Source organism: Methanomassiliicoccaceae archaeon, from assembly GCA_034928305.1.
In the GTDB taxonomy this organism is placed as follows: Archaea; Thermoplasmatota; Thermoplasmata; order Methanomassiliicoccales; family Methanomethylophilaceae; genus VadinCA11.
In genome coordinates this window covers 474993-499265 of record JAYFOZ010000002.1, presented here as the reverse complement: position 1 = coordinate 499265, position 24273 = coordinate 474993, and the positions used below count along the sequence as shown (strand labels likewise).

Annotated in this window: 21 protein-coding genes; 4 read left to right on the top strand and 17 right to left on the bottom strand. The window is 47.0% G+C overall.

Annotated features, from left to right (window positions below; translation table 11 throughout):
* Positions 1 to 309 precede the first annotated feature (309 nt).
* Entirely contained in the window at positions 310 to 966 is a 657-nt protein-coding gene (locus VB016_04390; protein ID MEA4977771.1) for a hypothetical protein, read from the bottom strand.
* Positions 966 to 1202: a hypothetical protein gene (locus tag VB016_04385; protein ID MEA4977770.1), complete on the bottom strand. Its 237-nt coding sequence runs from the start codon at positions 1200 to 1202 to the stop codon at positions 966 to 968. The genes VB016_04390 and VB016_04385 overlap by 1 nt, the downstream gene beginning before the upstream one ends.
* Positions 1203 to 1431: 229 nt before the next feature.
* Between VB016_04385 and VB016_04380 the strand changes: the two genes are divergently transcribed.
* A complete protein-coding gene (locus VB016_04380) occupies positions 1432 to 2028 on the top strand; it encodes a hypothetical protein (GenBank protein ID MEA4977769.1) in 597 nt (198 codons plus the stop codon).
* 179 nt (positions 2029 to 2207) lie between these two features.
* Here the strand turns inward: VB016_04380 and VB016_04375 are convergent, their stop codons facing one another.
* From VB016_04375 to VB016_04345, 7 genes are read right to left on the bottom strand one after another with little or no spacing between them, the layout of a single operon-like run.
* Positions 2208 to 3362, bottom strand: coding sequence for a hypothetical protein (locus VB016_04375; GenBank protein ID MEA4977768.1), 1155 nt, complete (start codon positions 3360 to 3362; stop codon positions 2208 to 2210).
* A gap of 14 nt (positions 3363 to 3376) precedes the next feature.
* Complete coding sequence (brxL, locus tag VB016_04370; GenBank protein MEA4977767.1) at positions 3377 to 5476, bottom strand: protease Lon-related BREX system protein BrxL; 2100 nt, start codon at positions 5474 to 5476, stop codon at positions 3377 to 3379.
* Positions 5476 to 8001, bottom strand: a complete 2526-nt coding sequence (pglZ, locus tag VB016_04365; GenBank protein ID MEA4977766.1) for a BREX-1 system phosphatase PglZ type A — start codon at positions 7999 to 8001, stop codon at positions 5476 to 5478. The genes brxL and pglZ overlap by 1 nt, the downstream gene beginning before the upstream one ends.
* 9 nt (positions 8002 to 8010) lie before the next feature.
* On the bottom strand, positions 8011 to 11427 hold the full coding sequence (gene pglX, locus VB016_04360; GenBank protein MEA4977765.1) for a BREX-1 system adenine-specific DNA-methyltransferase PglX: 3417 nt from the start codon (positions 11425 to 11427) through the stop codon (positions 8011 to 8013).
* Positions 11428 to 11431: 4 nt separating this feature from the next.
* A complete protein-coding gene (gene brxC, locus VB016_04355) occupies positions 11432 to 14920 on the bottom strand; it encodes a BREX system P-loop protein BrxC (protein MEA4977764.1) in 3489 nt (1162 codons plus the stop codon).
* A 2-nt stretch (positions 14921 to 14922) separates the two neighbouring features.
* Complete coding sequence (locus VB016_04350) at positions 14923 to 15522, bottom strand: DUF1788 domain-containing protein (GenBank protein MEA4977763.1); 600 nt, start codon at positions 15520 to 15522, stop codon at positions 14923 to 14925.
* Entirely contained in the window at positions 15519 to 16121 is a 603-nt protein-coding gene (locus VB016_04345; protein ID MEA4977762.1) for a DUF1819 family protein, read from the bottom strand. The genes VB016_04350 and VB016_04345 overlap by 4 nt, the downstream gene beginning before the upstream one ends.
* Before the next feature lie 209 nt (positions 16122 to 16330).
* Here VB016_04345 and VB016_04340 point away from each other — a divergent pair, with 209 nt between their 5' ends.
* Positions 16331 to 17197 (top strand): hypothetical protein, encoded by an 867-nt coding sequence (locus tag VB016_04340; GenBank protein ID MEA4977761.1) that lies wholly within the window; start codon positions 16331 to 16333, stop codon positions 17195 to 17197.
* Positions 17198 to 17245: 48 nt separating this feature from the next.
* Here the strand turns inward: VB016_04340 and VB016_04335 are convergent, their stop codons facing one another.
* Genes VB016_04335 through VB016_04310 form a run of 6 tightly spaced genes read right to left on the bottom strand, consistent with a single transcriptional unit; the run spans position 17246 to position 19454 of the window.
* Entirely contained in the window at positions 17246 to 17425 is a 180-nt protein-coding gene (locus tag VB016_04335; protein MEA4977760.1) for a hypothetical protein, read from the bottom strand.
* A gap of 49 nt (positions 17426 to 17474) precedes the next feature.
* On the bottom strand, positions 17475 to 17795 hold the full coding sequence (locus VB016_04330; GenBank protein MEA4977759.1) for a hypothetical protein: 321 nt from the start codon (positions 17793 to 17795) through the stop codon (positions 17475 to 17477).
* Positions 17792 to 18058, bottom strand: coding sequence for a hypothetical protein (locus VB016_04325; GenBank protein MEA4977758.1), 267 nt, complete (start codon positions 18056 to 18058; stop codon positions 17792 to 17794). The genes VB016_04330 and VB016_04325 overlap by 4 nt, the downstream gene beginning before the upstream one ends.
* A 2-nt stretch (positions 18059 to 18060) precedes the next feature.
* Positions 18061 to 19011, bottom strand: a complete 951-nt coding sequence (locus VB016_04320; protein MEA4977757.1) for a recombinase family protein — start codon at positions 19009 to 19011, stop codon at positions 18061 to 18063.
* On the bottom strand, positions 18995 to 19294 hold the full coding sequence (locus tag VB016_04315; GenBank protein ID MEA4977756.1) for a hypothetical protein: 300 nt from the start codon (positions 19292 to 19294) through the stop codon (positions 18995 to 18997). The genes VB016_04320 and VB016_04315 overlap by 17 nt, the downstream gene beginning before the upstream one ends.
* A gap of 31 nt (positions 19295 to 19325) precedes the next feature.
* Positions 19326 to 19454 (bottom strand): hypothetical protein, encoded by a 129-nt coding sequence (locus VB016_04310; protein MEA4977755.1) that lies wholly within the window; start codon positions 19452 to 19454, stop codon positions 19326 to 19328.
* 383 nt (positions 19455 to 19837) lie between these two features.
* Here VB016_04310 and dapB point away from each other — a divergent pair, with 383 nt between their 5' ends.
* On the top strand, positions 19838 to 20638 hold the full coding sequence (gene dapB, locus VB016_04305; GenBank protein ID MEA4977754.1) for a 4-hydroxy-tetrahydrodipicolinate reductase: 801 nt from the start codon (positions 19838 to 19840) through the stop codon (positions 20636 to 20638).
* A 100-nt stretch (positions 20639 to 20738) separates the two neighbouring features.
* On the opposite strand, the gene VB016_04300 is transcribed toward dapB, so the two are convergent.
* Both VB016_04300 and VB016_04295 read right to left on the bottom strand, forming a co-directional pair.
* On the bottom strand, positions 20739 to 22280 hold the full coding sequence (locus VB016_04300) for a nitrite/sulfite reductase (protein ID MEA4977753.1): 1542 nt from the start codon (positions 22278 to 22280) through the stop codon (positions 20739 to 20741).
* 134 nt (positions 22281 to 22414) lie between these two features.
* Positions 22415 to 23284 carry a radical SAM protein gene (locus tag VB016_04295; GenBank protein ID MEA4977752.1) on the bottom strand — a complete coding sequence of 290 codons (870 nt, stop codon included), beginning with the start codon at positions 23282 to 23284 and terminating at the stop codon, positions 22415 to 22417.
* 367 nt (positions 23285 to 23651) lie between these two features.
* Between VB016_04295 and VB016_04290 the strand changes: the two genes are divergently transcribed.
* On the top strand, positions 23652 to 24272 hold the full coding sequence (locus VB016_04290) for a GyrI-like domain-containing protein (protein MEA4977751.1): 621 nt from the start codon (positions 23652 to 23654) through the stop codon (positions 24270 to 24272).
* The last annotated feature ends 1 nt before the right edge of the window (position 24273 follow it).

Genomic DNA, 24273 nt, shown 5'->3' with positions numbered 1-24273 from the left:
GTGGAGGGTTGATGATGAAATCTGCAGACGAATGATCGGTTTTATCCTCTCATTTATCCTCTCAAAATACAGATATGAATAGATCGTTTTTCACTATCCAGCGACCATTGCGGGTGCTTCCTGTTCTAACGAGCAAACCTTTTCTCTTCATATCTGATATTACGCACTCAAGACACAACAAATCAACCTTGGACAGATTCGTCATTTTCTAATATCTGTCCAAAACAATTCCTTAATTGTAGGTACTGCTCATCTTATATATGACACTGCGATACTGTAGTGTTCAGCGCGGAGACCGCGACCTCGCAATCAGTGTGAGAGAGTACGGGGTTCCGCGCGATTAATCTTCTCTATGTATTCTTTCATGTCCAGATACGTTATAGCGCATCTGATATCAGATTTCATACGTCCGTCCTTATCAGTGCATTGGCCATCGTTGCACATCTTGAGAAGCCTTCTACGGCAATCCTCCCTGTTGATGAGACCTGCATACTGAAAATACATCAATGCTACCTGCGTTCCCTTGACGATGTTGTCTATCGTTCCGGAAACTGACAATCCTGCTGTGACGGTGAATGTGATGTGCTGATAAGCAGTCTGAGAAACAGGCTGACTCATCGTTGCTTTAAGGACGAGATGATAAACGGTTCCTGCTGCCGCAGTTGTGGGGATAGTTACGGTCGTCAGACCGGACGAAGTGATGCTTACCCAGGTTCCCGATGTGCCGTAGGATGTTCCCTGTGTCTGAATCGTCGTTGTCACATACGATGAGATATCGGAAGGATACGACGGTGTGTACGTCCATGAGTAACCCGGAGCGATGTTGACATTGGCGGCTGTGCCGTAATCATCGAATCCCGCTGCATCCGAAGAGTCGGGAACGACAACGGCGAACATTGTCGAGAGAACTATCAACGCCATTATCGGCAACGCAAGAAACCTGCTGCGTTTAATCTCGTATGACATCATGCGGCCCCGTTCGAAAGGCCGAGCGGCCACCATTCCAATACGATGTAACCTGTCGCGATGAAGGTGACAAGAACACCGGCGGTCAGAAGCACTAGCGCCGGGATCGCGACCTCCAAGGAGAGTATGGTTCCGGAGAATATTCCATACGCCAGGATTGCAATCCCGATAACGAGCAATGCGACGGCAAGATAGCCTGTCACGCAGCTCAGATCAGAAATCAATTGGTCTAACATTGATATTCCTCCCGGACCTTTCCGATAGAGATCGAAAGATCGGGTGAATGTCATGAGGTGTCATATGATTATGAACGATGACAATAATGTGATTTTGAAAATCTCATTATCATAAATATCCAGCACATTTTTTCCATAGAAAAATAACTTCTAAGAAATACAAACATTGAAATAACATGAAACAAAAAATTACCACAGGTAATATTTATTTGAAATGTATCACAACCGCATGGATGAGGATGTGGAACTCGATGATTACTCGGATGTTACCCTTATTGCAATAATGTTAATTGGCACTTCGAGTCAGTATAAAATCGATCACGCACTACGTATCCATAAATTAGCATTTCTCGCAGACAAGATAATTGCAGATTCTGACCTTGATGATGATTTTGATTTTGATGCCAATCATTTTGGTCCATTTTCAGAAAACTTAGATGATTCTCTTACTGAATTGAGAAATTGGGGCCTGATTAAACCTGTTTCATCATCTTCAAAAGGATCTAAATTGACGTTAGAAGGAGAAAAAATACTTGAAGCTGCATCTAAAAAATACAAAGGTATTTTTTCCATTTGTTCTGAATTGAATTCGAATTTACGTAATTTGAGTACAGATGAGATAATCAAACTTGTATACAGACTGTACCCCAGTTTAACTAGTAAATCCCTCATTAAAGACAAATTAGTCAAAACAGAAAGAGTCGATTCTTTTTCAATTCCCATTGAATCGAATAGTGAAATACATATCGTGTCGGAAAACGGAGTCGAGTACACAGTTGTATATAAAAACGGTAAAGCTACGATTACGGAGGCCCGACATGTTTGACGTGCAATTAGAATCTCCGATAAAGCTGGAAAAAAAGAAACTGAACCTCGAATTAAATCAGTTTAAAAAATGTACTGTATCTACAACTGAATCGGGCCTCATAAATAAAAAAATTGTTTATGCACACTTCGACGGAAAAAGGATCTACATTACTATCGTGGATCCAAAAACAGGCGAAGTTACACGCCAGTAACTTTCTTAGCAACCTTCTTCGCTACTTTCATTACATATTCGGGTGTATTCTTGGATTGAATTAAATCAACAAGTGTATTTTCAGAAATGGATTGATTGATATTAGGAATATTTTCTGATCTTGCATTATGATTGAATGCGGCTGTTAATTCCCGCATTTTATCATATTTTAGTGTAGAATAATCTATCCCCCACATATCATCAACAAATGTTGAAAAATCTTCGGTGACACGACCGCTACGAATAGAGTATTGACGATAGTCATCTTCACAAAATAACTTGCAAACGTCCAATGGATCGGATTCACCCAATAATTTTGCTATATTTGGCGGGAGTACAGTCCTTTTCCTTTTAGGTCCCACTGCATTTAATCCAACAGATGCTAGTATCTGTGATTCGATAAAATCCTTGTCTGTACCATTTTTAGGATTAGGGCGTGCATCGAAACCGTAGAAAAAACTACCCTCACCATATTCTTTTTCAAGATTACGAATACCGCCCATAACCGTACGTAACGAAATCTCATTTGAAGGGCTTATCACCTTTTGCCCATCAAAATCAACAACAAAAATCTGACAATGTTTACCACCTAATTCGTTCATGATTTGCCTAATATCTTTTGTACTAGATTGCCCAGGAATCGGACATGCTATTGAAGAGATTGTCGATCCTAAATAGTCTTCAAATGTCCTGTAGTAACTCAAATACTGATCAACATCAAACTTGGATTCTTTTGATATCTTCACAAACGGCGGTACAATGATATCATTTCCAGATAATTGCAAAAGATTTGAAAGCATAGATATGTGCCGCTCTTCCAACTTTTCCTTCGAAACATCAACACGAAATACCATCATGTTCATTTCATTACTATTTCTCAATTTGGAAAATTTATCTTTTGTAAATTTATCCAATTCACCTCTATCTGCATCGAGCTCATCAAGCCTTGATGGAGTGATGTCGATTGCATATTCACGTATCTTGTTTTCACCGAGTTTAGAATAAACGCCACGCTCAAATTTTGTACAATTACTCTTTTCAGACAATTGGAATCCATCGATCCGCTTATTATTAACACGTAAACTTACATTACTTCCAAGTAGCGAATCCTCCCTATCAATTAACTTTATTTCAACTGACATTTTTACCACGACTGTTATCTTCTAGAAAGTTCCTCACATTCTGGAACGAATACTTCCCTTGATTCTTCAGTCTCCAAGTCGTGATAGATGAATCTAGCTTCAGAGAATTCTCCATCAGGTTGAATACGCTTGAGCTGCTCTTTCACCCTGGATCTCATCTCCATTGCGAATTCCAATATCTCGCGAATCTCGCCTTTGTCTGCTACACCATTGGGGTAGATGATCTTCATCATTGCAGAGACCGTCTTCTTGATCGATGTCACATCCCTCTGCTTCAGGCTCTCGTCAAGAGTGAAGTACTTGTCGATTACATTGGAATACTGCATCTTCCTCAATTCTCTGGAGATCTCAGCGAAATAGTCGCATATGAATCCATAATCGTTAGTAAATAATCTCGGAGAGAACGGTTCGATCTCCCATCCCGGGATGTAACAATGGAATCTGTCGAGGAATGCCGTATCCTCGTTCATCCCCACTGGGAATGGTTTAAATAGACTTGCCTGGAGAAGAAGAGTGTTGATGTTCTCATTGATGTTGCCTACGAACACCATGGAAGCTTTGCCTTCAAGCTGCTCCCCGCCTCTGGAGAACGATCCCGAGGCCATGTAGTCCTTCATGATCGTTATCGCATCCTTGTCCTTGAACTTGATCTCGGCGACCTCGTCGAATGCCACAACATCCCAATTGCACACCAGGCCCGGCGTATGGGACGACATATTGTAGAACAAACTGGCAACAGATGCCTGACCCCCTGACACAAGTATGCTGCTCGGAGAAATCTCCTTGTAAACATGAGATTTACCAGTGCTGCGCGGGCCGAGCTCACATACATTTATGTTGTTCTCGACCAACGGCATGATGCGTGCGAGAAGCAACCATTTCGTGCGTTCATCGATGTTATCTGGTTCTATGCCGGTGGATCTGAGCATCAACGCGATCCACTCATCCTTCGTGAAGTTCTTACGTTGATGAATGAATTCATTCACATCCACGAATGGCATTTGAATAGGTGAAAGACGTGTGATCTTGAAAGGATTGACAAGTTTGTCATCTTCAAGATACGAGTAATTGAATGTGATGATGCACCAGATACCGCCGGAAAGGAGCCTTGGATTAGAGACCACCATTGATCTGTCGATTGGTACGTTCTTCAAACCCAAACTGAGGAATGTGGCGACATAGATATCTTTCTTGAAATCGAGTGTTACAGACACTTTATCGATTATCGAATATCCCTCTCCGGCCTCACGAATGTTGGATTTGATCCTCTCGGCCTCATCTGGACGTATGTACAAGCGGGCGAGCTTCTTCTTGACCACTTGGAGGCCTTCATCAATCTCTGCCTGATCACTGGAAGAGCAATGCATCCCGAGAAGATATTCGAGAACGAATATCGGGACGTTAGCTCCCTCCTTGATTTTCTTCGTCAGATCCTTCCTTACGATACATCCATCGAATGCATCCGTCAAACGATCGACATCTATAGTGACGGACCCAATGTGATCGGACGATCTAGAAACGGATTTGATCGGTTTGTCTCTGACATCCTCAAAGACAAGATTGCTTTCAACAACTGATTCGGCTATCGGAGAAACAGGATCGTCAATCGATGCAGAGCCATCGACAGGATTGGTGGCAGGAGCCATCTCGCTTCTTCCGATGCTCTCGTAGAGCACATTGATCTTTTTGGCAACATACTTATCAAAACATTCGCACAGACGTTCCATCGTATCAAGTGCCCTTCTGGCATCCCTGTCGGAGAAATCATTACCTCCAATATGCGCGGATTTGTTACGGACGTTCAGCAGCTCTTTTGCCCAACTGCGTGAATCTTTCATGAGACCAGGGCCTTCACGGACCACTTTGTCCCTAAACGTCTCATTCCAATTGATATCAAGAAGAATTATCACACGCGCGATATCAAGACTGGCAACGCATTCGTCGAAAGATCCTTGCTGCGGAAGGTCCCATTTCTGCCTGTCATCGAATTTATTGAGAACTGCGACGTTCCACCATTCATCACCATATTGCTCATATAATGATGATGTCACGTATTTGGACAACACCGGCAACAGCTGGTTGAATCCAGCCACTATGGTCGCGTTGTTATCCATCAGAACCCACCTAAATCCGTAAACATGATCTGCACCTGATATTCTTCCTTCACAGTCGGAACGTCATCGTCCGTTTTATTCTTGATGTTAAGATATGCTGTTCCCTTGTTCATACTGAGCGTGAAACGAACGTGGTGTTCCATCTCCTGACCTACAACCTTGTTTGCAATAATCGATTGAACATCGGAGACGCGCTGTCCATCCTCATTCTCGAACCAGAGTTCATAGGTCGCCTCACGATATTTGTCGGATACAGGGTTTTCCTGCCAGAATCCCAAATTTGGTTTACTCTTCTTGATCGTAGGTTTGGAAACGGCCTTCAATCCAACGTACTCTTCCTTGACCTTTCCCTTATTTGTATGTACTTCCAGAACAGGTACGACAATCTCCTGCGGAGACATACCGCCATGGACGAAATTCTGACCTGCGCCGGGCACCTTGAATATGCCACTGGTCGTCGGAACGGAAACGTAGAACTCTCCATTTTCCACACCGAGGTAATCCAGAGACAGCTCCTGTGTCTGAATGAAATCACATGAGACATCGCTCAATATGTAACGCTTCTCGGCTGATGCATGACTGGGCAACAGGATTTTATCGAGTTCCTCGATCTTCTTCCTTCTGTAAATGAAACCATGATCCGATGTCACTATGAAACGTGTGTAGCTCAATCTGTTGGTGACTATCTCGATCAATCTTCTGATCTCGTCCACCGCATCCCTGCACGCGACGAATGTCCTCATCTCATTCTGAGGTTTATCGCCGGTCGCGTCTATTATATCGTGGTAGATATAGACCACACGTTTTCCCTTACAAGCATCTCTGAGATCCTGTGTTTTCATCGAAATGGCATCTTTGTATTTGAGAACCACCGATGCAGGATTCCTTGCTTTGAGGACGACTTCGCGATCGTCCATGTTGGTATTCATACCATCGATCCTGACAGAATAATTGTCTCCGGGACAAACCTCCAATCCGTTGTTAGGCAATAAGGCGGCCATGCCGAACTTTGTTATCGACGGAAGAGTGGATATGATGTGGTCGAGTTTTTGTTCCTTGACCCTTGACGATTTGTCAAGCACTTCACGCAACTCGGTAGCGCACTCATACCTGAACGCATCCGATATGATGACGACCGTGGCCTGATCGGTTTTCTCGACGTATTTATCATAGAATCCGGTTTGTTTGACTCCCGGAAGATCTGCATAGGACTCAACCATCGAAGACAGTCTCTCGGAGATCTCGTTGAGGAATTTGTTGTTGTATGTGTTCTCAATGAAATCAATGAATCTCTCCATATCTGGGGTTTTTTCTTCAATCTTGTCCGTATTGAAGACGAACCCGCGATAGCAACGATCGATGCAATACCATTTCGAAGCATAATTATCAATGATATCTGCGGGGTTTTTCGTTGCAGAGAGATCTAATGAGAAATTCAATGTATTATCAAGAAGATCGTGTCCGAACAATATGGCATTATATTGTGATTCGTAATCATTGTAATAGTGCAGCGTCTCCCTCTTATGCAACAATGCAACATCTGATGCATCTAGTGGTTTGCAGGTACTGCTCATCTGACCAATGAGGCGATTGATGATGATCTCATCGATGCATCTGAATGCGTCCGAATCGCCAAGCGCTTTGAGATCGAACGAATCGAAATAGAAATCGAGCTTCATCTTGTCCGCTACCCAGTCGGATAAGAATTCTGCCGATTCGCTGTAGTTTGAGTTGTTGTACATCTCATTTATGAATGTGGTTATCTTCCCGCTCTTACTGGAGATGTGCGGCGCGATCGTCTTGTTCGGGTCCAATTGTATCTTACATGATGCATAGGATATGAAGAATATACGGACCAATGCACCGATGGTCTGATCTTCTATTCCGAACTCTTTTTTACATTGTTCCCAGAACGGTTCAGTCAGATCATATGTCTCGAATCCGTCCAGAGCAGTCGATTCGATCCCTGATTCGGTATCTTCCGAGAATGATCTTAGAACATCCATCAGAATTTGTTTGAAATCGGATGCATCGGAATTCATTACTGTGGCCATGATCCCCAAAACGATGGAATCGGGGTTCTTTCCGTCAACATCGTAATTCAAATACTTTCTCCTGCGTTCGTTGCTGTTTAAGAATTTGATATGCCTCTTGACAACATCAACATTCTTGATATCGATCCTGAGATCTTCACATAGTAAAGACGGCTTATCCGCACAGAATGGTGGATTGGTGTAGTGAATCATATCGGCCAAGATGTTGTTCTCGTCTTTCGGTAAAGAATATGGCACATAGACAAGATGCCTCGATTCAAGATCATCGTGTTCGAGGATATATTTCACCTTGAAAGAATTGTATCTGTCAAGCTTCAGTATCTTGATATCTCCGAGATCCAGAGAATCTATGGAATCCTTGAACTCCCCGGTTTCGTCCATCCAGAATACGATCCTCTGAGATGTTGTATCGAGTCTTTTGGTCGCTTCGAAACGACCTTTGATCCTTCCTTCGATGTTATCTTGAGCCAAACGATCACCTCAGATCTTGTAAAGTAGGTTTATCTTGTCCTTAGAGGATTTGCTGTTCTCTATGTTCTGGAATTTTGCGTAATTGACCTTCACACCATCGTCGAGATCTATTGAAACAGGATTGGAAGCATACAGCTCCATGGCAAGATCGTAACGTTCGATCTCATCCAATTTCTTTTGAATGGAAGTACGTTTGACCTGATCCTTTTCCCTCCCGATATGATCGATGTACCTGCGCTGCATCGGGAGAAGGTAGTTCTGACGCATTTTCACTATGAGATTCTCGTCATAACGGTGCAAGTAGACCAAAGCCTTGAATCCATTCTCCTTTCCACTATCAAAAAGCCAGTATATCGGAAGGTTACTGTACATTTTCAAATGATCTTTGTAGAAATCTTTCAGGAAATAAGTACGTATCTTATCACGCGACGATCCTGAACCTTTGACCTCAAGGCAATCGGCAATGTATTTCAGGTTATCTTCTAAGAAGTCTTTACCGAATACTATTTTGATGAACTCAATGAACCTAGTTACAATATCGTCTCCAAAATACTCATCTTCATTCAATGGGATGATATTGTCTGCATCGGCTGTAAACTTAGTATATTTTGAAGAATCCCATTGACCACCGGCATATACCAGGCCGTCAACATCCAACGAATATCTCCCAAACATACATCCAACAGCATAAGATAATAATTGTTTAATTGATTCTGCTTGATTCATTTGAATGATCTTTGAGCCATAATCGTACTTTTGTATATCATCAGAACTAAATATGTATTCATCTGAGGTCAATTGATCTATAAAATACTCATAAATCTCATTTTCCTTCTTATGTAAAGTTGATATCGTCTCATTCATTTCAAGATTGTATTTTTTATACCCTTCTTTTATCGTAGACTGTCCCAATAATGGACATTTTTGATAATTCCACGATAATTCTCTGGAATCCCAATCACGTTTTGATATTGATATACAATCTTTCACCAAAGATTCAATGTGCTCCCTTTGTGATATATCTACATGATAGGGTGGTGCAATTGCAATAACATGTCCAGATTCGATTTTATTTCCAGCATATGTTGTTATCCGGACATATTCAGATACGGGAGAGTTATAATACCCCAATAAATAAAAAATATCATTAAAAATACACGGTGATGTGTTATCAAAAACAAAACCAGTTGGATAATACCTCATATTCATTTTGGATGATACGCGTGTCCAGCTAATTGACTCTTTAAAATAATATTCTTTATTTGACGTCTGCCCACCATGCCGATATACACAATTGCCGTCTAATCCGTATTTCAACACCCACAGCTGATTTCCATACCATTTGCGATATTTTCCACCCTTGTTGTATGGAACGTATATTGGATTGTTGTGCTCAACTTCCCACCATAAAAAAACCAATTCGGACCCTGGTTGACATCCAATCTTCGATATAATAGACATACTTTGATGATAACAGGATTCAAATAAGGGTGCATTTTTATCCAAATCATCACATATTGGACTTTTTATTGACTCAAAACTCGAATCATGTTGTAAAAAAATATTCTCTTTACTAGCACTTCCTTTTACAGAAAACAGATCTACATACACAACATTATTATTAATAATCCCATTACAAAATACAAACATGACAGATTGTACTACCTCTCCTTGAATTTCTTCAAACGCACCTGGACCTAAACGTACAATGCTATTGAATGATATGCCACATCTCAAAGAAGCACGCATTTTCTTGAATTGTGCCTTGAAAAGAAAGCCAGTCTGAGTAATCATCCCGCAATAACCATGATTATTTAAAAAAATACTGCACCTTTTTATGAAAGTAGAATATAAATCAGGAGAATAATCAGAGTACTTACCTGCTAAATATTGCCCTAATTCCTCACTTTGATAAGCTTTTTTTGAATAGGGTGGGTTTGTAGTAACTACATCGTATTTCTGCGAAAGAACCTTCGAAATAGCAACCAATTCGTTGAGCCTCTCATTTATCTCCGGAGAATTGTATACCGAAATAGAACGATCCTTTAGGAAAGCATCGATGAAGTCCCATCTGACGGTCTTAAGTGTTATCAAGGAGCCATAGGTCTTTCCATTCTTGAATTGAGTAATCAGATAATTAATGTCTGACAATGCAACATATCTGTCCATGGAACCCATCTTAGAGCCATATCCTTTCAACACATCATCTGTGATGACATCCGATTCAACGATAGCATGGATGTTGTTCGATATATGCTTGTCAAATACATTGCGATTGTACTGACGTGCCTTCATCATCACCGCAAAATATGCGAGTTGATATGCACGATCATCGACATCCAATCCATAGAGATTCTTCTCCACGATCGAGATCGCTGCTTCGGATCTACTGTAACCATACGATTCGTAGATCTGGATCAGAACATCAAATGCATAGACGAGGATGTGTCCGCTGCCCATACATGGATCAATGACTCTGATATCTTCGGGTGTGAGTTTCTTTCTTTCAGTTCTCAATGATTCCAATTGTTTGACGACTTCCGGTTCCTGCTTAGCCTCGTCCAGATAATATTTCCACCCTGCTTTGAGTGAGTCGTCCTTGTGACCTTCCAGCCAAATCCTCCCAACCGAATTCTCCACCATGTAACGGACGATCCAATCCGGCGTGAACAGCTGCGTGGCTGAAGGGATACGTTCCTTGGATATCTTGACGTTCTTCTTCAACTTGGCAAAGGTATCATCCTTTAACTCCGAGTTGTAATATTGATACATCCACCCGATGATCTGGACAGCATCTCTGAAATCATCCTCGGGAATCGTATCCACAAGATCTCTCACAACACTGTTCGGATCCGTGAAAGAAATCTTCAGAAGGAGGTTCTCATAGGACTTTGTGATGGTGAACAATTCGGGAAGTATCTTGTTCAACTCCCTGCATTGGATAAGGAACAATAGTCCGAACAGCCTGTCTGATTCCTCGGCATCCTTCAATTTGATGATGCGATCCCTTTCACCAGGTGAGTATCCAAGATCGACCTGGAGACATTGCGATATGAGGTCGGGTTCTTTCCTCCCAGGGATCGTGGAAGAGAGAACGCGAACGTGTGTCGGAAGAAAATCGTTGACCTCCATGTATCTGATGGCGATCAGTCTGTTGAACCAGGTGTATGCAACCGATTCTATGACGTTGTCGTATCCAGCCCTGCCGACCTCTTTGATGAGCTGGTCGCGATGTCCTGATTCGTCTTTCGTCAAACGTGTCTCCATACCGTTCGACAGGTTGAGGATCACGACATCCCCTATAACTTGAGCTGATGCCGTGACACCGTCGGCAGTGATCCCCAACGCTGCCATCCTCTGTTCGACGGATTGTCTCAGTTTGACCCTTGAAGAGATCGCGAATTTCTCGATTGCACCTTTATCCATCAAATCACCAATTGATGTTAAACGGACCGTTCTTCAGTTTCTCTTTCATCTTCTCTCTGGCCGAGTTCAATATCTTCTCGATATCCTCTTCGGAATTCACTTCGGTTCCCGAGAAAATGACACTTGCATAGACCGATCCTTTCTTTGGCACCGCTTTGTCAGGTTGCTGCCTCGGATCTTGCGGAATCTGCTTTTTAGGGATCTTCGCAACGACGTTTTTTGCCTTTATGTTGAAACCATTAGGTATCTCACACAGCTCCGATATCGATCTCACGGGGTCCATCTTACTCATTGAATCTTCGAAAAGATTGTCCAATTCTGCTGCGAGGTCCTGATGATCAGCGAATTTCGAAGAATACATCTCTTTGAATGCTGCCATCTTTTCCTTCTCGCCATGCTTTGCAGCATCAATCAAAGCATTCAATTCAGATTCGAATGAATCGCACAACCCGTTCAGTTTATGGAGATCCTTCAGACCTTCGGAGTTCATCGCCGATTCGATATCAGATCTTGTCTGAACGATCTCGCCGACCACGTAATTCTCATCCTTGGTATACGCGGCAAGACATGAGAGGCCTCTGTCGAACAACCTTCTTCTGGGGCTGTCCTCTGCGAAGAACCCTCTGAGGCTGTCCAGATTGTCACGAAGATTCCTGAATGCATCCTCGTTGTGGTCGATATATTGGAATATGTCCGGAGAACCCATGCTCGCAGTGCTGTTGAGCATCAAGCGCATTGCATCCAGCTGTTCCTTTCCGGGGTATTTGGGGTTCGACCTTATCTTATCAAGATATCCATCGATCTCGTGCATCAGCTCTTTCGAACCGCTGTTGATCGCACCGACCAATGCACTCTCATCAAGCTGCAGTGATTTCGCCAGTATCTCCTTGAAGATATCGGCGGCCTTGTTGATCGATGCCGACGAGACGCTTTCACGCAATTTGATCTCCACGCGATCGTAGTTCTTGGCCCTGGTTATCAGATCGATACCTTTGTCTGCATCCACCTTCTTACCATCATATGATACTCCTTCGAACACAAGCCCGATCTTATTGTGACGGAACAGGATCGCCAATATCCATTGAATATCCACGTCATTGAACCCGTACGGTCTCTTCCTGAACTTCTCCATCACATTCGATATCCTGACGGTAGCGTTGATCTTCGCCTGTTCAGAAATATAATCAACAACAGAATCAATGGCGTTCCTTTCGCTTCCGCAGGCCTTATCGAATGGGATTATCGATCTGTTCCTGAAGATCTGTTCCACGATAGTTTTGCTCTTCGGATTCCTCATGTAATCCATTTTGCTGTATGTGGCCTCGATCAGCTGACTCATGGCCTTTTCGACACGAGCTCCCGGCTTGGATTCGTTGATCTGCACCGGTGAACCGTTGATGTATATCTTGGCAGACTGAAGTGCATCGGAAAGCAGTTCTCTGAATCTGTCCTTCATGTCCTTAAGCTCGGATTCCTTGGCTTCCAGTATCGCCCTCTTCCCTTTGGGGAGGTCGGAGCTCATATTCTTGCAAAGATAACTCTCGGTCGAGATGTATTCATTGCATTGAATGATCACACGATCGTCGCCCGGCAATTCGAGAACGACAGAATTGATGGATTCCATGGTCAACGTGGCAGGATCCACTCTACTTGCCGGTGTGGATATGGCAAGACCCAATTCGTAACTCGTACCATCGACGTTCTCCCCGTCGACAATTCTGTTGAACGGATACGGGTGATCGCTGTCATACTTGTATTTACCGCTAAGTCCAAGGATCTCTCCGAATGCGATACGGGATATCTCCTGGATACGTTTGCCTACATCTACGGATTCCCTCTTGATCTCAAGATTTATCTCCTGCTCCACGTTCGTAAGGAAAACGTATGTGTCCCCATTCCTCTGCACAAGATTCTGAGTAACGAGGCGATCCAACGCTTCCTCGACCTTCTTCTTCAGGGTGATCCTGTTCTCGTCGAACGAAGATACCATCATCGATGTGATGTTAGTGACAGATATTGTCAATCCGTCGTAATATTTCACAAGGAACAGTGTCTTCAGAACATTGAGGTCGAAATCGACATCGAGCATATCGTTCTTGCTCGCATCGTAGAACGCCTGCAGTGTCGGACTGTCCAACTCCGGTGTGAGCGAATCGTAGAACGCGTACATCGGGATCACCGACAAAGAATCGTTATCCTTGTACTCGACGACCGTATCCCTAAAGGTCTTCAGCATCGAACGTGCTGCGTTACTGATGTTCTTTCCTGCTCTGCTCTTGTTCCTCAGCTGGGTGAGCATGGTCTGTAGCATCTGATACTGATACGGGACGAACGGATATGTGTTGGAATACTCCTCCTTGTTCTTGTACAGCCTGATGTTCACACCGTTGTCGAAGTTGAGCTTGTTGTGAATGGCATCGCGATTCACATCATAGTATGCTTTCAACTCATCGACATAATTGCTCTTCTTCAGAAGTATCCTCTTCTCGATGACCTCCTTCACATCCGACGAGGACATCTTCACACGAACACCGAAACGTCCTTGGATCTTGGAGAAATCCTTGTTATTGACTCCGGCAACGACCTGATCGATATCCTCCTGACTGGTGACGATATTCCAAGCCTGTCTATGGCAGGCAACACCGAGTTCCTCGGTGATTGTCTGAAGCTTCAACATCAGCTGTGTGTTGCCCGAGATGAACTGTCCGACCTCATCGACCAGGAAGAACAATGTGTAATCCTTCCCCTGCTCCGCGCAATGTTCCTTCACCAGTTTTGCGAAGTCCCTAACACTGACCTCGAGCTTTTTCGTAGCGGTATCCGCGACGTCGGTGGCATCTGATTCATTGTAAAGACCCGCGGCCACCAATGCGGCCTTGATCTTGGGCTTGACAAATGCAGGCTTGGTCCTGTCAAATTCCCATGTCTTTCCGGAGATCTCCTGATATTTGGATTTGAAGAGATCGTACTTCCCTTCCCGGATGATATGACGTTCCATCTCCGCGACGGATGCGACGGTACTCAGACCGAGCATCCTGTTGAAGACCATCAAATAGATCTGGACGAGATTGTCCGCATTCTGGCCTTCCTTGCTCTCGGCATCGATATCGAAAAGGACCGTCTCGACATTCTTCCTTCCGATAGTCTGCATATACGAATATACTGCCTCGGACACCTTGTTCTGAAGATACGTTATGGCCTCCTTGTCGCGGATCTTACTGTTCTTGAGAAGGAATGAGAGTATCTTCAGGAAATGGGATTTACCGCTTCCGAAATCACCAGAGATCCAGACGCCAACAGCATCGGTGTTGGTCTTCATGCCATCGGCGATACCTTTGTAGAACTTCTCCAGATTCTCATCGATCTCCTGTGTGACCACGTACTCGTCAAGCTCCTGGAATATCACATTCTCATCATTCTGATCGCTAACCTTGATGACCGGGTTCATCGGCCTGCTGATATCTTTCTCGAACATCTCCCCTATTTTTGACATGATCATTCACTCCTTTCTACAAGTTTCATGGAACGGTAATAGTTCTCACTGGGAATCGTTCCGAAAAGTTTCAGTTCATCCGAGTTGTAGTCCCCCGGGTAGAACAGGACGGTCTTGACGCCGTTCAATTTGCTGTCGAAGTTATTCAGTATCTTATGCGAACGTATGAACGGATGGCATTTTCCGACACCCGTGATGAATAGCACATTGCCTTTGACAGCATGTTTCTGAATATAATCAATGAAGATGTCGTTCTGACTGTCAGCCTGGAACAGATCGGCCATAGCGCGTATCATGTACCCTATGCCTTCCTTCTCGTTGCGGCATTCCTCTTCCAATTCGAACGCAGTCTCCAAATAGCCCTGTTCCTGGAGATACCCAATCATGATCTCGAAGAGATCGAATTCCTGGACATCGAAACCGAGGTCCTTCCTGTCCTTGAAATTCTTGACGAATTCCCTGACGACGAGTTCATCTTCCGGATCATAATCGAAGATATACCCTCCGGTGCCGCTGCTCAATGATTTGCCCCCGAAGAACGGATCGTTGATGATGACATCCTTGATCCTGTTCAGCCTCTCGTCTATTCCAAGTATCTTCATCTTCTTCCCAGTGTAACGCTAATGTAAGTTCCGTATCCTTCGTCGCACAGCGCATCTATAGTTGAACGTCCGATATACGGTGTGCATATCTCCCTGCTCCCTGTCGACGACTTCAGCAATCCAGCTTCGAAAAGGACACGTGCATAGAGTCTTCTTAATTTGTACACGGTCACATATTTCCAGGAAGCAACGTTTGGGTCCTCACGCCCCTTCCTCTCGAAATAGGACATGATATCATAGTCGGTTATCGGATTCTTGTTGATCAATCTGTCATTGTAGACTTCGACCACGAAATCCATGAACAATGCATCCCACTTCATGATCGAAACAAGATTCACGAATCTTCCATCGGATTCATCGCCGGAAACGATTATACGTTTCAGTTCATCAGATAATTGACTCATCCGGCCATATGCATAGTTGAAGATCTTCTCCTCATTGCTGTCGGTCTTCACCTGCAGAAGATTGTTATCATGGACCACTTGTTTCACGACTGATCTATCATCGGAATCCAGCATCAGCCGTGCTACCAATTTGGTCTCAGGGAAAGCAAATGGAGTTGCAGGCATTGCCGCTGAATAATGAAGAACAGAACCCATCTTTTGTTGAATGTTGTTGCCTCAATTTAATAATAATGCTGATTCGAGAACAACACGACACATTTTGAACAAATTCAACGTACAATCTGTCTAATAAACAACACGATTCACAACGATTTAATGCAAACTTCGGCATCTGATAAATAAATCTGGAACAGCAAAGGAACGACAATCTGTAAAGATTTGAATAGTGATATCCTAACGCCATTATGTCTGAAAATGAACCCTCTGTCGAAAAATACCTGGTCGCATATATGGATATCCTAGGTTATCGCGACAAGATAAGACTCCATCCGGAACTCGTCGATGAATTCCTGAAAACGACCTTGGCCACGGTGGAAAGGATAAAGAAAATCGAAAGAGAGAGCAAGGATTACGATCCCTCGATGATACCGCGCATCAGGACGAAGATCTTCTCGGACAACTTCATCATCTGCATGAAATGGGATCCAGAAAAAAAGATCATCCCACACCATATGTTTCATGTCAGCTTCTTCAGAGAGATAGCGGAACTTCAACGCGTGCTTCTATGGGAATTCAACGTCCTGACGCGCGGTTCATTCACGATCGGAGACCTGTATATCGATGATGATTGTGTTTATGGTCCTGCTCTCATCGATGCCTATGAGATGGAAAACAAAGAGGCAAAAAATCCACGTATGATCATCGGTGATGACACATTCGATGAGATACTCGCATCGATAGACGAAGATCACACGGATCATATGAGGGTAGAATACTTCTTCCTCAAAGATGCGGATGGTTGGAGATACCTCGACTATTATCGTCCGATGTTATGGTTTGAACCGAATTTCCAAGATGAGCCGTCATCGGAAGAATGTGAATTGATGGATTGCCTGAGTAAAATAGACGATTCGATCTTGAAAGTGGTTGAGAATGCAAATTCCAATACAGATTTCATCAGAGAAGAACGTAACAGGATGAAACTGTCTTGGATCATTGACAATTATAACAATGGGTGCGAACACATGCGCATGAAGAAACATCTGTCATGCACAATCAGAACCGAATCAGGATTGAAGAGATTGGACGTCCGTCGTGATGATAAGAAGTAAGTTGTTTCCCCCACGCTGGATAGAAAAAGCGTGGGGATAGTTGGACGTTCAACTCTTCGAATATCTGCGATTGCAACTCTCCTTTTCTCCTGGACAAATTGTGAACTCCGAACTCGGATGGGTGTATATCCCGTGCTCGCCCAGGAAGATGCAGCGCGATACCACTTCGATCTCATTCTTCGTCGGAATCACTTCGGATCTTTCCCAGAAATCGAATTCCGGACTCACGCGGATCCCTCCTTGTAACTTGTCTTCTTGTTCTCAGTGCATTTCGTTATCATTGTGACTTGTCTCCTTTGTTTTTTTCTGAATCGGTTTGTTTCCCGTTCCTTCCCGGACCGGGTGTGAAATTGACCTTGATCTCGATAGGCACGGATGTCTTCGAATACCTCTCGAACATCAGATGGATCGCCTCGTTGACTCCAACGCCTTCCTTCATGCAGACCCTGTCGATTTCCTCGAACAGCATCGTGGTCGACATGCGCAGGATATCCGCATACGTCAGATCGGGCGGCAGCCACAGTCTGGTGATCGACAGCGCCTGAACAGTCCCCGCGTCGAGGATCCAATTGCGTTCCATCTTGTCCGGGGCGGTCATTCTCTATCATCCCATCCTATCTTCCTCGCGAGCGTGAGCGACCTCTTCTTCCGGAAGAACTTGTAACGGTACGAGCACTCTGTGCATCTTGCGGAATAGAATGTGATGCTCAACCGGGGACTCACGCCCTCGATGACACCGCGGGATCCGCAGACGGGGCACGGTGGCATCGGGAATAGTCCGGGCCTGTCCTTATCGCTCCTTTCCCGTGTTTCGGTCGCAAAGGGTCTCTTCCCCGTCGCAAAGGGTTCCTTTCTGTACATGCTCAATCCGACCCCCTTTCCGTACGGTTTTCCTCGGTATTCCCGACCCTTTCGGTCGTACCACCTTTTGTACCGCTGTTCTTCGCTTTGCCGCAGATTTCAAGGAACTCCTCCTTCTCCCCTTCGGACACGAGGTTCGCCGCGAGCGCGATCTTAGACACGCCGAGCACCTTGGCCGCCTTCGCCAGGGAGTAGCCTTCAGACGCGAGCTCCATCACCGCTTTCAGGGAGACGATCTTCGTCTGCTGCTTCCCGTCCGTCTTGATACATGCTCTGTTCTCCTCTACGCGATGGGTGAACACCATCGCCAACGGACGTCCGATATGAATGCCCTGCAGCTGACGCGTCCTCATCCCCTGGGAGGTCTTGATGCCCAGCACCCTGCGCTCCTCCGCACCGAACGCTTCCTCGACAGCAGTGGTGATACGTCCGCCGACGCTGTCGGGATCCAACGGATCCATGACGAAACGGATCTGCGTACGGAACGGCTCGATCATCTTCCTTACCTCGCCGAGCTGGTTGTTCCTCGTGAGACGGGTGACATCCAATGCGAGGAGTATGTTGACATCTCCTGTCGCGATGCGTCCGACGGCCTGCAGGAACTGCGGACAGTCGAGGTCCTTGCCGGACTGCTTGTCCTGGAATATCTCCAACACCTTCACGCCTTCGCGTTCGCACCACTTCCTCATCTCGCAAATCTGCGTCTCGTTGGTCCGTCCCTTGTCATCGGTGGAGACTCTCGCGTAAAGGACTGCGGTCAGCCTTCGTACGGTGACGTCACCATATCCTCCTCCTGACGACGATGGCCTTCTCGTCCCCGTCCACGTAGATGTCGGCATCGGGATACTTACCGTGAACTCCTCCAGCTCCTCTCTGAGCTGCTTCAGCGTGAACGTCTCGTCGTCGAAGCGGATGAACTCCTTCTCCATGTACTTCTCAGAGCGTTCGGTCATGGTACTCCTCCCGGAACTTCTCCGCGTACGCCACGCCCTCGACGGCGCATACGATCAGCGCGTGCATCGTCCGATGCATCCTTTCCACGATAAGATCGACATCCTCGTTCTCGCCGTGGCCGTTAGCTATCCGCTGCAGTCTCTTCGAATCGTCGGCAAAATTCATCTGGCAGTTCATCAGCCCCGTGCTGGCCGTTCTCGTTGCGCAGTATGCGATGTTGTTCTCCGGAACGCGCTTCTCCGTGGATTCTATGATCCTCATCAGTTCATCCGCTTCGAACATGTCCTAGCGGACCGCGTATTCAGTAATCTTCTCACAACCAGTATGCGGACCCTCGCCGCGCCCCGGGAGTCGTCTTCTTGGGGGAATCGATAGCGAAACGCGAATCGATCGTCTCTGTCAGACCGCACTGCTCGAACATCGCCACCTTCATCGTCTGCATTGATAGCCTTCTTACCCTCTGTTGCAGCCTGTGTCGAGCGTCATCCTATCATCCTATGGACGACCCCAAAATCTCTACAAGGTACGCTCTCCGCTTGTCATTGATTTTAGCGGTTATGGTCGGGCCTTGCCCGACATACATCGCTAAATTTTTATGCACTTAACGGTCGACGAATTGCCGGGTATGCGGTTATGCTTCAGCGCCCCTCTTCGGACAGCACGGGGGCGAGATTTTCACATATTCCACGCATTCTTAAATATCCCTGTTCAGATTGCGTTGTGATATATCATGTATATAGAGCACATCACCGGACCCATCATCATCGCTTCTTCAATTCTCTTCGGGAACCGCTCGGACGAAGTGTCCGGAAAAGGGGTGCTCCAATGAGCGACACGAGGGTCGCGCTGGTAGGCGCCTGCGGCAGGATGGGCAGCCTGATCATCCACCGCCTCCTGGCGACCGACGGCGTAAAGATATCGGCGGCCTTTGACCTGGTCAACATAGGCAAGGACATAGGGGAGGTCGTCGGAGTGGGAAAGCTGGACGTCCCCGTATCGGACTCCAAGGACCTGGCGTCCGTCCTCAAGGAGAGCAGGACGGACGTGCTCATCGATTTCACCATCGCGCCTGCGACCGCGGCCAACGCACCGGTCGCCGCCGCGGCCGGAGTGAACCTCATCATCGGGACCACCGGACTTACGGCCGAGCAGAAGACGAACATCACCCAGGCCGTCGTTAAGAACAACGTCGCAGCCGTGATATCATCGAACTACTCGATCGGGGTCGGAGTCTTCTTCAAACTCATCAGGGAGGCCGCAAGGTACCTGGGAGACGGATACGACGTGGAGATCGTCGAGGCCCACCACAACCAGAAGAAGGACGCTCCCAGCGGCACCGCGATGACCGCGGCCGAGATCATCAGCAAGGAGATGGGCGGAAAAGAATTCGTCTTCGGACGCGAGGGCGTCTGCCCCCGCGGCAAGGAGATCGGCATACATGCGATCAGAGGCGGAGACATCGTCGGCGACCACACCGTGATGTTCATAGGCAACTCCGAACGCATCGAAGTACGGCACCAGGCCCATTCGAGGGAGATCTTCGTGGGCGGGGCGGTCATGGCCGCGATGTGGGTCGTCTCGCAGAAGAAGGGCGTCGTGTACGAAATGTCGGACGTGCTGAGCTGACCGTACATTCTATCGGCATAGCTCATGTAATCCGGGGGCAGGAAGCCGGGGGCTTCCGAACCCCCGTAAAAATCATTAAGTTCAAGATCGATCGAACTTTTCAGTTCTCCACAACATACTTTCCGGCGATCTCCATGAACGCCCCCCTATCGGAATCGAACCACGACCTGTAGTCCGTCCCTGCTGCACATACAGCCTTGCCCACATCCTCCAGGAACAGCGGGATGTCTTCTTCCTTCATCTTTCCAACAGATCCGCCGAACCTCTCCTCTCCCGCCATATGGGACCCGTCGGCGAACACCGAGAACGCGGGGACCGACGTACCGCCTTCTCTGACGGACGTCCCCTGGAAACCGATGGTCCCGATCTGATGTGTAGCGCAGGAAGAACCGCAGCCAGAGATGTTCACCCTCGGCAGCACCCCGTCGGCGAATTTGTTCCTCCTCGACATCTCGACGAGTTCGTCAAGCAGCCCCCGGGAGTCCCTAAGCCCCTGCTGGCATATTTCGGAGCCTACGCATGACACGGACGATTCGAAAAGGGTCTCCGCCCCGTCTTCCGTTATTGAAGATATTTTCTCCGCCTCCTCCGCGGTGCAATTTATAACGTATAGCGTCTGGTCCGGGGATGTGCGCAGTCCCACGTGCGACATGTCCTTTATCGTATCGTATATCTCTCCCAGCTTGGACGGTGCAGGGTCCCCTCCGATGGGATGGTACGAGATGTAATATAGCCCGTCCTGTTTTTGGGGGCGTATCCTCTTCCCCTCCGCGGTGCCGCATCCCTTCTTGTCCGCGGATACGTCGTAAACGGCGATGTCCATCCCGCCTTGCGCCAGAACCGTATCGAGCTCCTTTCTGTACGCGTTCACGTATCCCTCCCTTCCGAGCGTGTCTTGCATATAGCGGGTCCTGGCCCTCGCCCTGTTGTTATAATCGCCGTGCTTCACGAAGATGTTAACCATCGCTTTGATGCAATAGAGCGTCTTCGACGGGTCCACATCTTCCGCGACGAGAAGACCCATCTTCGGCTCGTTGCCCAGCCCTCCGGCGCTGTAGACGTCGAACGTCCCGTTGGGTTTGGCCATAAAACCCAGGTCCCTGAACGTGGCATGGGTCTCGTTGGCGACGGAGTTCGAGAAGCCAACCTTCAGCTTGCGCGGTAACTTTACGTCATCTACGATGCCCAGCAGATACCTCTCCGCCTCCTTCGCATAAGGAAGTACATCGAACGACTCGCCTTTCTCCACGCCGGAAAGCGGCGAAGCCGTCACGTTGCGAGGATAGTCGCCTCCTCCGCCGATAGTGATGATGCCGTTGGCGCAAGCCTCTTCGGCCAGGCCGCAGGCCTGCTCTCCGGAGAGGCCGTGTAACTGGATCGCTTGGCATGTGGTCACGTGTACCATCTCAACGTCGTATCTGGATATGACGTCGGCGATGGACCTCAGCTTCTCCTTTGATACATCTCCTCCCGCAAGGCGGAGGCGCACCATGTGCTTCTCCCTGCCCTTCTGCGCGTAGCTGCCGTATCTTCCCGAGATGCCCTTGTACTCCTTGACACCGATCTCTCCGCGGCCGAATCCGGCGTTGGCCTCTCTTAATTTATCGAATCCGTAGCGGTCGCCGACGGTTTCCTGCCGCATGTCGCTTTCGGGCCTCATGGTTACGGTCGATGCAGATGGCGGGCTTTATGATTTGCCTTTAGGAGACGGACTACAGGGACATCGAAAGGATTCGGGCCCCTGGGTGAAATGATGTGAAAGATATGGCCACCATATCAGATATCGAGCGTGGTCTGCCTGTTCTTCTCCGGAAAACGGCGGATGAACTCGAAACATGCGTCCGGGTCGGATATGATGCCATTCTCCATGCATCTGCTTCTGAACATCCTCATCAGACTATCGGCGTTCGGTGAACGGACGATGTATGAATCCGCGTACGTCCGGATGTACTTCTCCTTCAGACCCGGGAAACGATCGTCGAGGGCCGCGTAATAGTACTCTCTGTCCCCATCTCTGAGCGTCATCCCCATGTCGAAGCATATCACCCCGCTCACGCGGGCTTCCTCGCAGTAGCCGAGTATTCCGGATATGTTCTCCCACGTATCGTTTATGAACGGAAGCACGGGCGTGAGCCACACCACGGTGGGAATTTTCCGGTCCCGCAGCCCCTTCAGGACCTCGTAGCGTCTTTCCGTGCCGCAGACGTTCGGCTCCAATATGCGGCACATCTCTTCGTCGTATGTGGTTAGAGTCATCTGTACGACGCACCTAGCCTTGCGGTTGATGCTCTCCAGAAGGTCGATGTCGCGGAGCACCAGGTCCGATTTCGTTATGAGTGTCGCACCGAAACCGTGGCCCTCTATGATCTCCAGACAGCTCTGGGTCAGCCGCAGGTCCTCCTCGCATTGCATATAGGGGTCGCTCATGGAGCCCGTGCCTATCATGCACTTCCTCCGCTTGGACGATAATGTTTTCTCGAGAAGCTCGGGGGCGTTCCGCTTCACCTCCACGTCCTCGAATGGATGCGTGAACCGGTAGCACCTGCTGCGCGAATCGCAATAGATACAGCCGTGGGTGCACCCGCGATATATGTTCATCCCTCCGCGGGCGTTCAAAAGTGTCTTAGCGTCGACGAAGTGCACCATATCCGAGCCGTGACAAAGATATCTGTACCGATATATTTCTGATTCCCAAATGATGTATCTCGGGGGTTTTCAGGAGCTGTCCAGAACTATGATTTCGTTTAATCGTGCATGATATGGTTCCTTAATCGTCTCTCGAAGAAGATTTCTGACATTATTGCACCCTTCTCATCCGTTAAAAATGAGATTCCTTCCGTTTCCTCTCCGAGTCCGGACAAGCTGATGCACATATCCCATATTGCAAACCTGTTAGGATTTCTACCGATCTGAGAACAATCATATGTTCGATTCTGGACGGCTCCGCGGTCGTCTTTTTGTGAATTATCAGTATCTTTAATACTATAAAACGATGCGAAAAGGGGACCTCGATATGAAAAGAGATTTCAAGAAGGAGCGCAAAGATCTGTACTCTCCCAAGGCAGGCATCTTCGAAGTGACCGTCCCGTCGATGAAGTTCATAGCCGTGGACGGCAACGGACCGCTGAACGGAGAGAGCATCCAGAAGATGATGGGGATCCTTTTCAATCTGGCATACGGGATCAAGATGAGCAGAATGCACGGAGCCCAGCCTGAGGGATATTATGAATACACCGTGATGCCGCCCGAGGGCCTGTACGGAACACGCGATATGCCTTTCTGCATTGATGACAATAATACCTGGGTATGGAAGATGGCGATCCGCCAGCCCGAGTTCGTAGACAAAAAGTTCTTCGAAGCGATAAAGGAATCCATTAAGAAAAAGAAGCCGGGGCTGGACCTGGATGCGGCGTATCTTTTTGAATCCGAGGAAGGTCCGTCTGTGCAGACGCTGCACACGGGAAGCTACGGCTCCGTCGGCGGATCCATCGGAAAGCTGATGGAATACATCGAGGAAAAAGAGTACGCCGTGAACGGCCCCTATCATGAAATATATCTCTCCGACCCGAACAGGGTGGAAGAAGATAGACTCAAAACCATCATCAGATTCCCGGTCGTCCCGAAATCATCGTAAG

Coding starts and splice junctions, on each gene's coding strand:
- VB016_04290 (MEA4977751.1), top strand. CDS start 23,652: ATGAAAAGAGATTTCAAGAAGGAGCGCAAAGATCTGTACTCTCCCAAG.
- VB016_04380 (MEA4977769.1), top strand. CDS start 1,432: ATGGATGAGGATGTGGAACTCGATGATTACTCGGATGTTACCCTTATT.
- dapB (MEA4977754.1), top strand. CDS start 19,838: ATGAGCGACACGAGGGTCGCGCTGGTAGGCGCCTGCGGCAGGATGGGC.
- brxC (MEA4977764.1), bottom strand. CDS start 14,920: ATGTCAAAAATAGGGGAGATGTTCGAGAAAGATATCAGCAGGCCGATG.
- VB016_04345 (MEA4977762.1), bottom strand. CDS start 16,121: ATGGGTTCTGTTCTTCATTATTCAGCGGCAATGCCTGCAACTCCATTT.
- VB016_04390 (MEA4977771.1), bottom strand. CDS start 966: ATGTCATACGAGATTAAACGCAGCAGGTTTCTTGCGTTGCCGATAATG.
- VB016_04385 (MEA4977770.1), bottom strand. CDS start 1,202: ATGTTAGACCAATTGATTTCTGATCTGAGCTGCGTGACAGGCTATCTT.
- VB016_04310 (MEA4977755.1), bottom strand. CDS start 19,454: ATGCAGACGATGAAGGTGGCGATGTTCGAGCAGTGCGGTCTGACAGAG.
- VB016_04320 (MEA4977757.1), bottom strand. CDS start 19,011: ATGACCGAACGCTCTGAGAAGTACATGGAGAAGGAGTTCATCCGCTTC.
- VB016_04295 (MEA4977752.1), bottom strand. CDS start 23,284: ATGGTGCACTTCGTCGACGCTAAGACACTTTTGAACGCCCGCGGAGGG.
- VB016_04300 (MEA4977753.1), bottom strand. CDS start 22,280: ATGCGGCAGGAAACCGTCGGCGACCGCTACGGATTCGATAAATTAAGA.
- VB016_04315 (MEA4977756.1), bottom strand. CDS start 19,294: ATGTTCGAAGCGGATGAACTGATGAGGATCATAGAATCCACGGAGAAG.
- VB016_04350 (MEA4977763.1), bottom strand. CDS start 15,522: ATGAAGATACTTGGAATAGACGAGAGGCTGAACAGGATCAAGGATGTC.
- pglX (MEA4977765.1), bottom strand. CDS start 11,427: ATGGATAAAGGTGCAATCGAGAAATTCGCGATCTCTTCAAGGGTCAAA.
- VB016_04375 (MEA4977768.1), bottom strand. CDS start 3,362: ATGTCAGTTGAAATAAAGTTAATTGATAGGGAGGATTCGCTACTTGGA.
- VB016_04325 (MEA4977758.1), bottom strand. CDS start 18,058: ATGTACAGAAAGGAACCCTTTGCGACGGGGAAGAGACCCTTTGCGACC.
- brxL (MEA4977767.1), bottom strand. CDS start 5,476: ATGGATAACAACGCGACCATAGTGGCTGGATTCAACCAGCTGTTGCCG.
- VB016_04340 (MEA4977761.1), top strand. CDS start 16,331: ATGTCTGAAAATGAACCCTCTGTCGAAAAATACCTGGTCGCATATATG.
- VB016_04330 (MEA4977759.1), bottom strand. CDS start 17,795: ATGACCGCCCCGGACAAGATGGAACGCAATTGGATCCTCGACGCGGGG.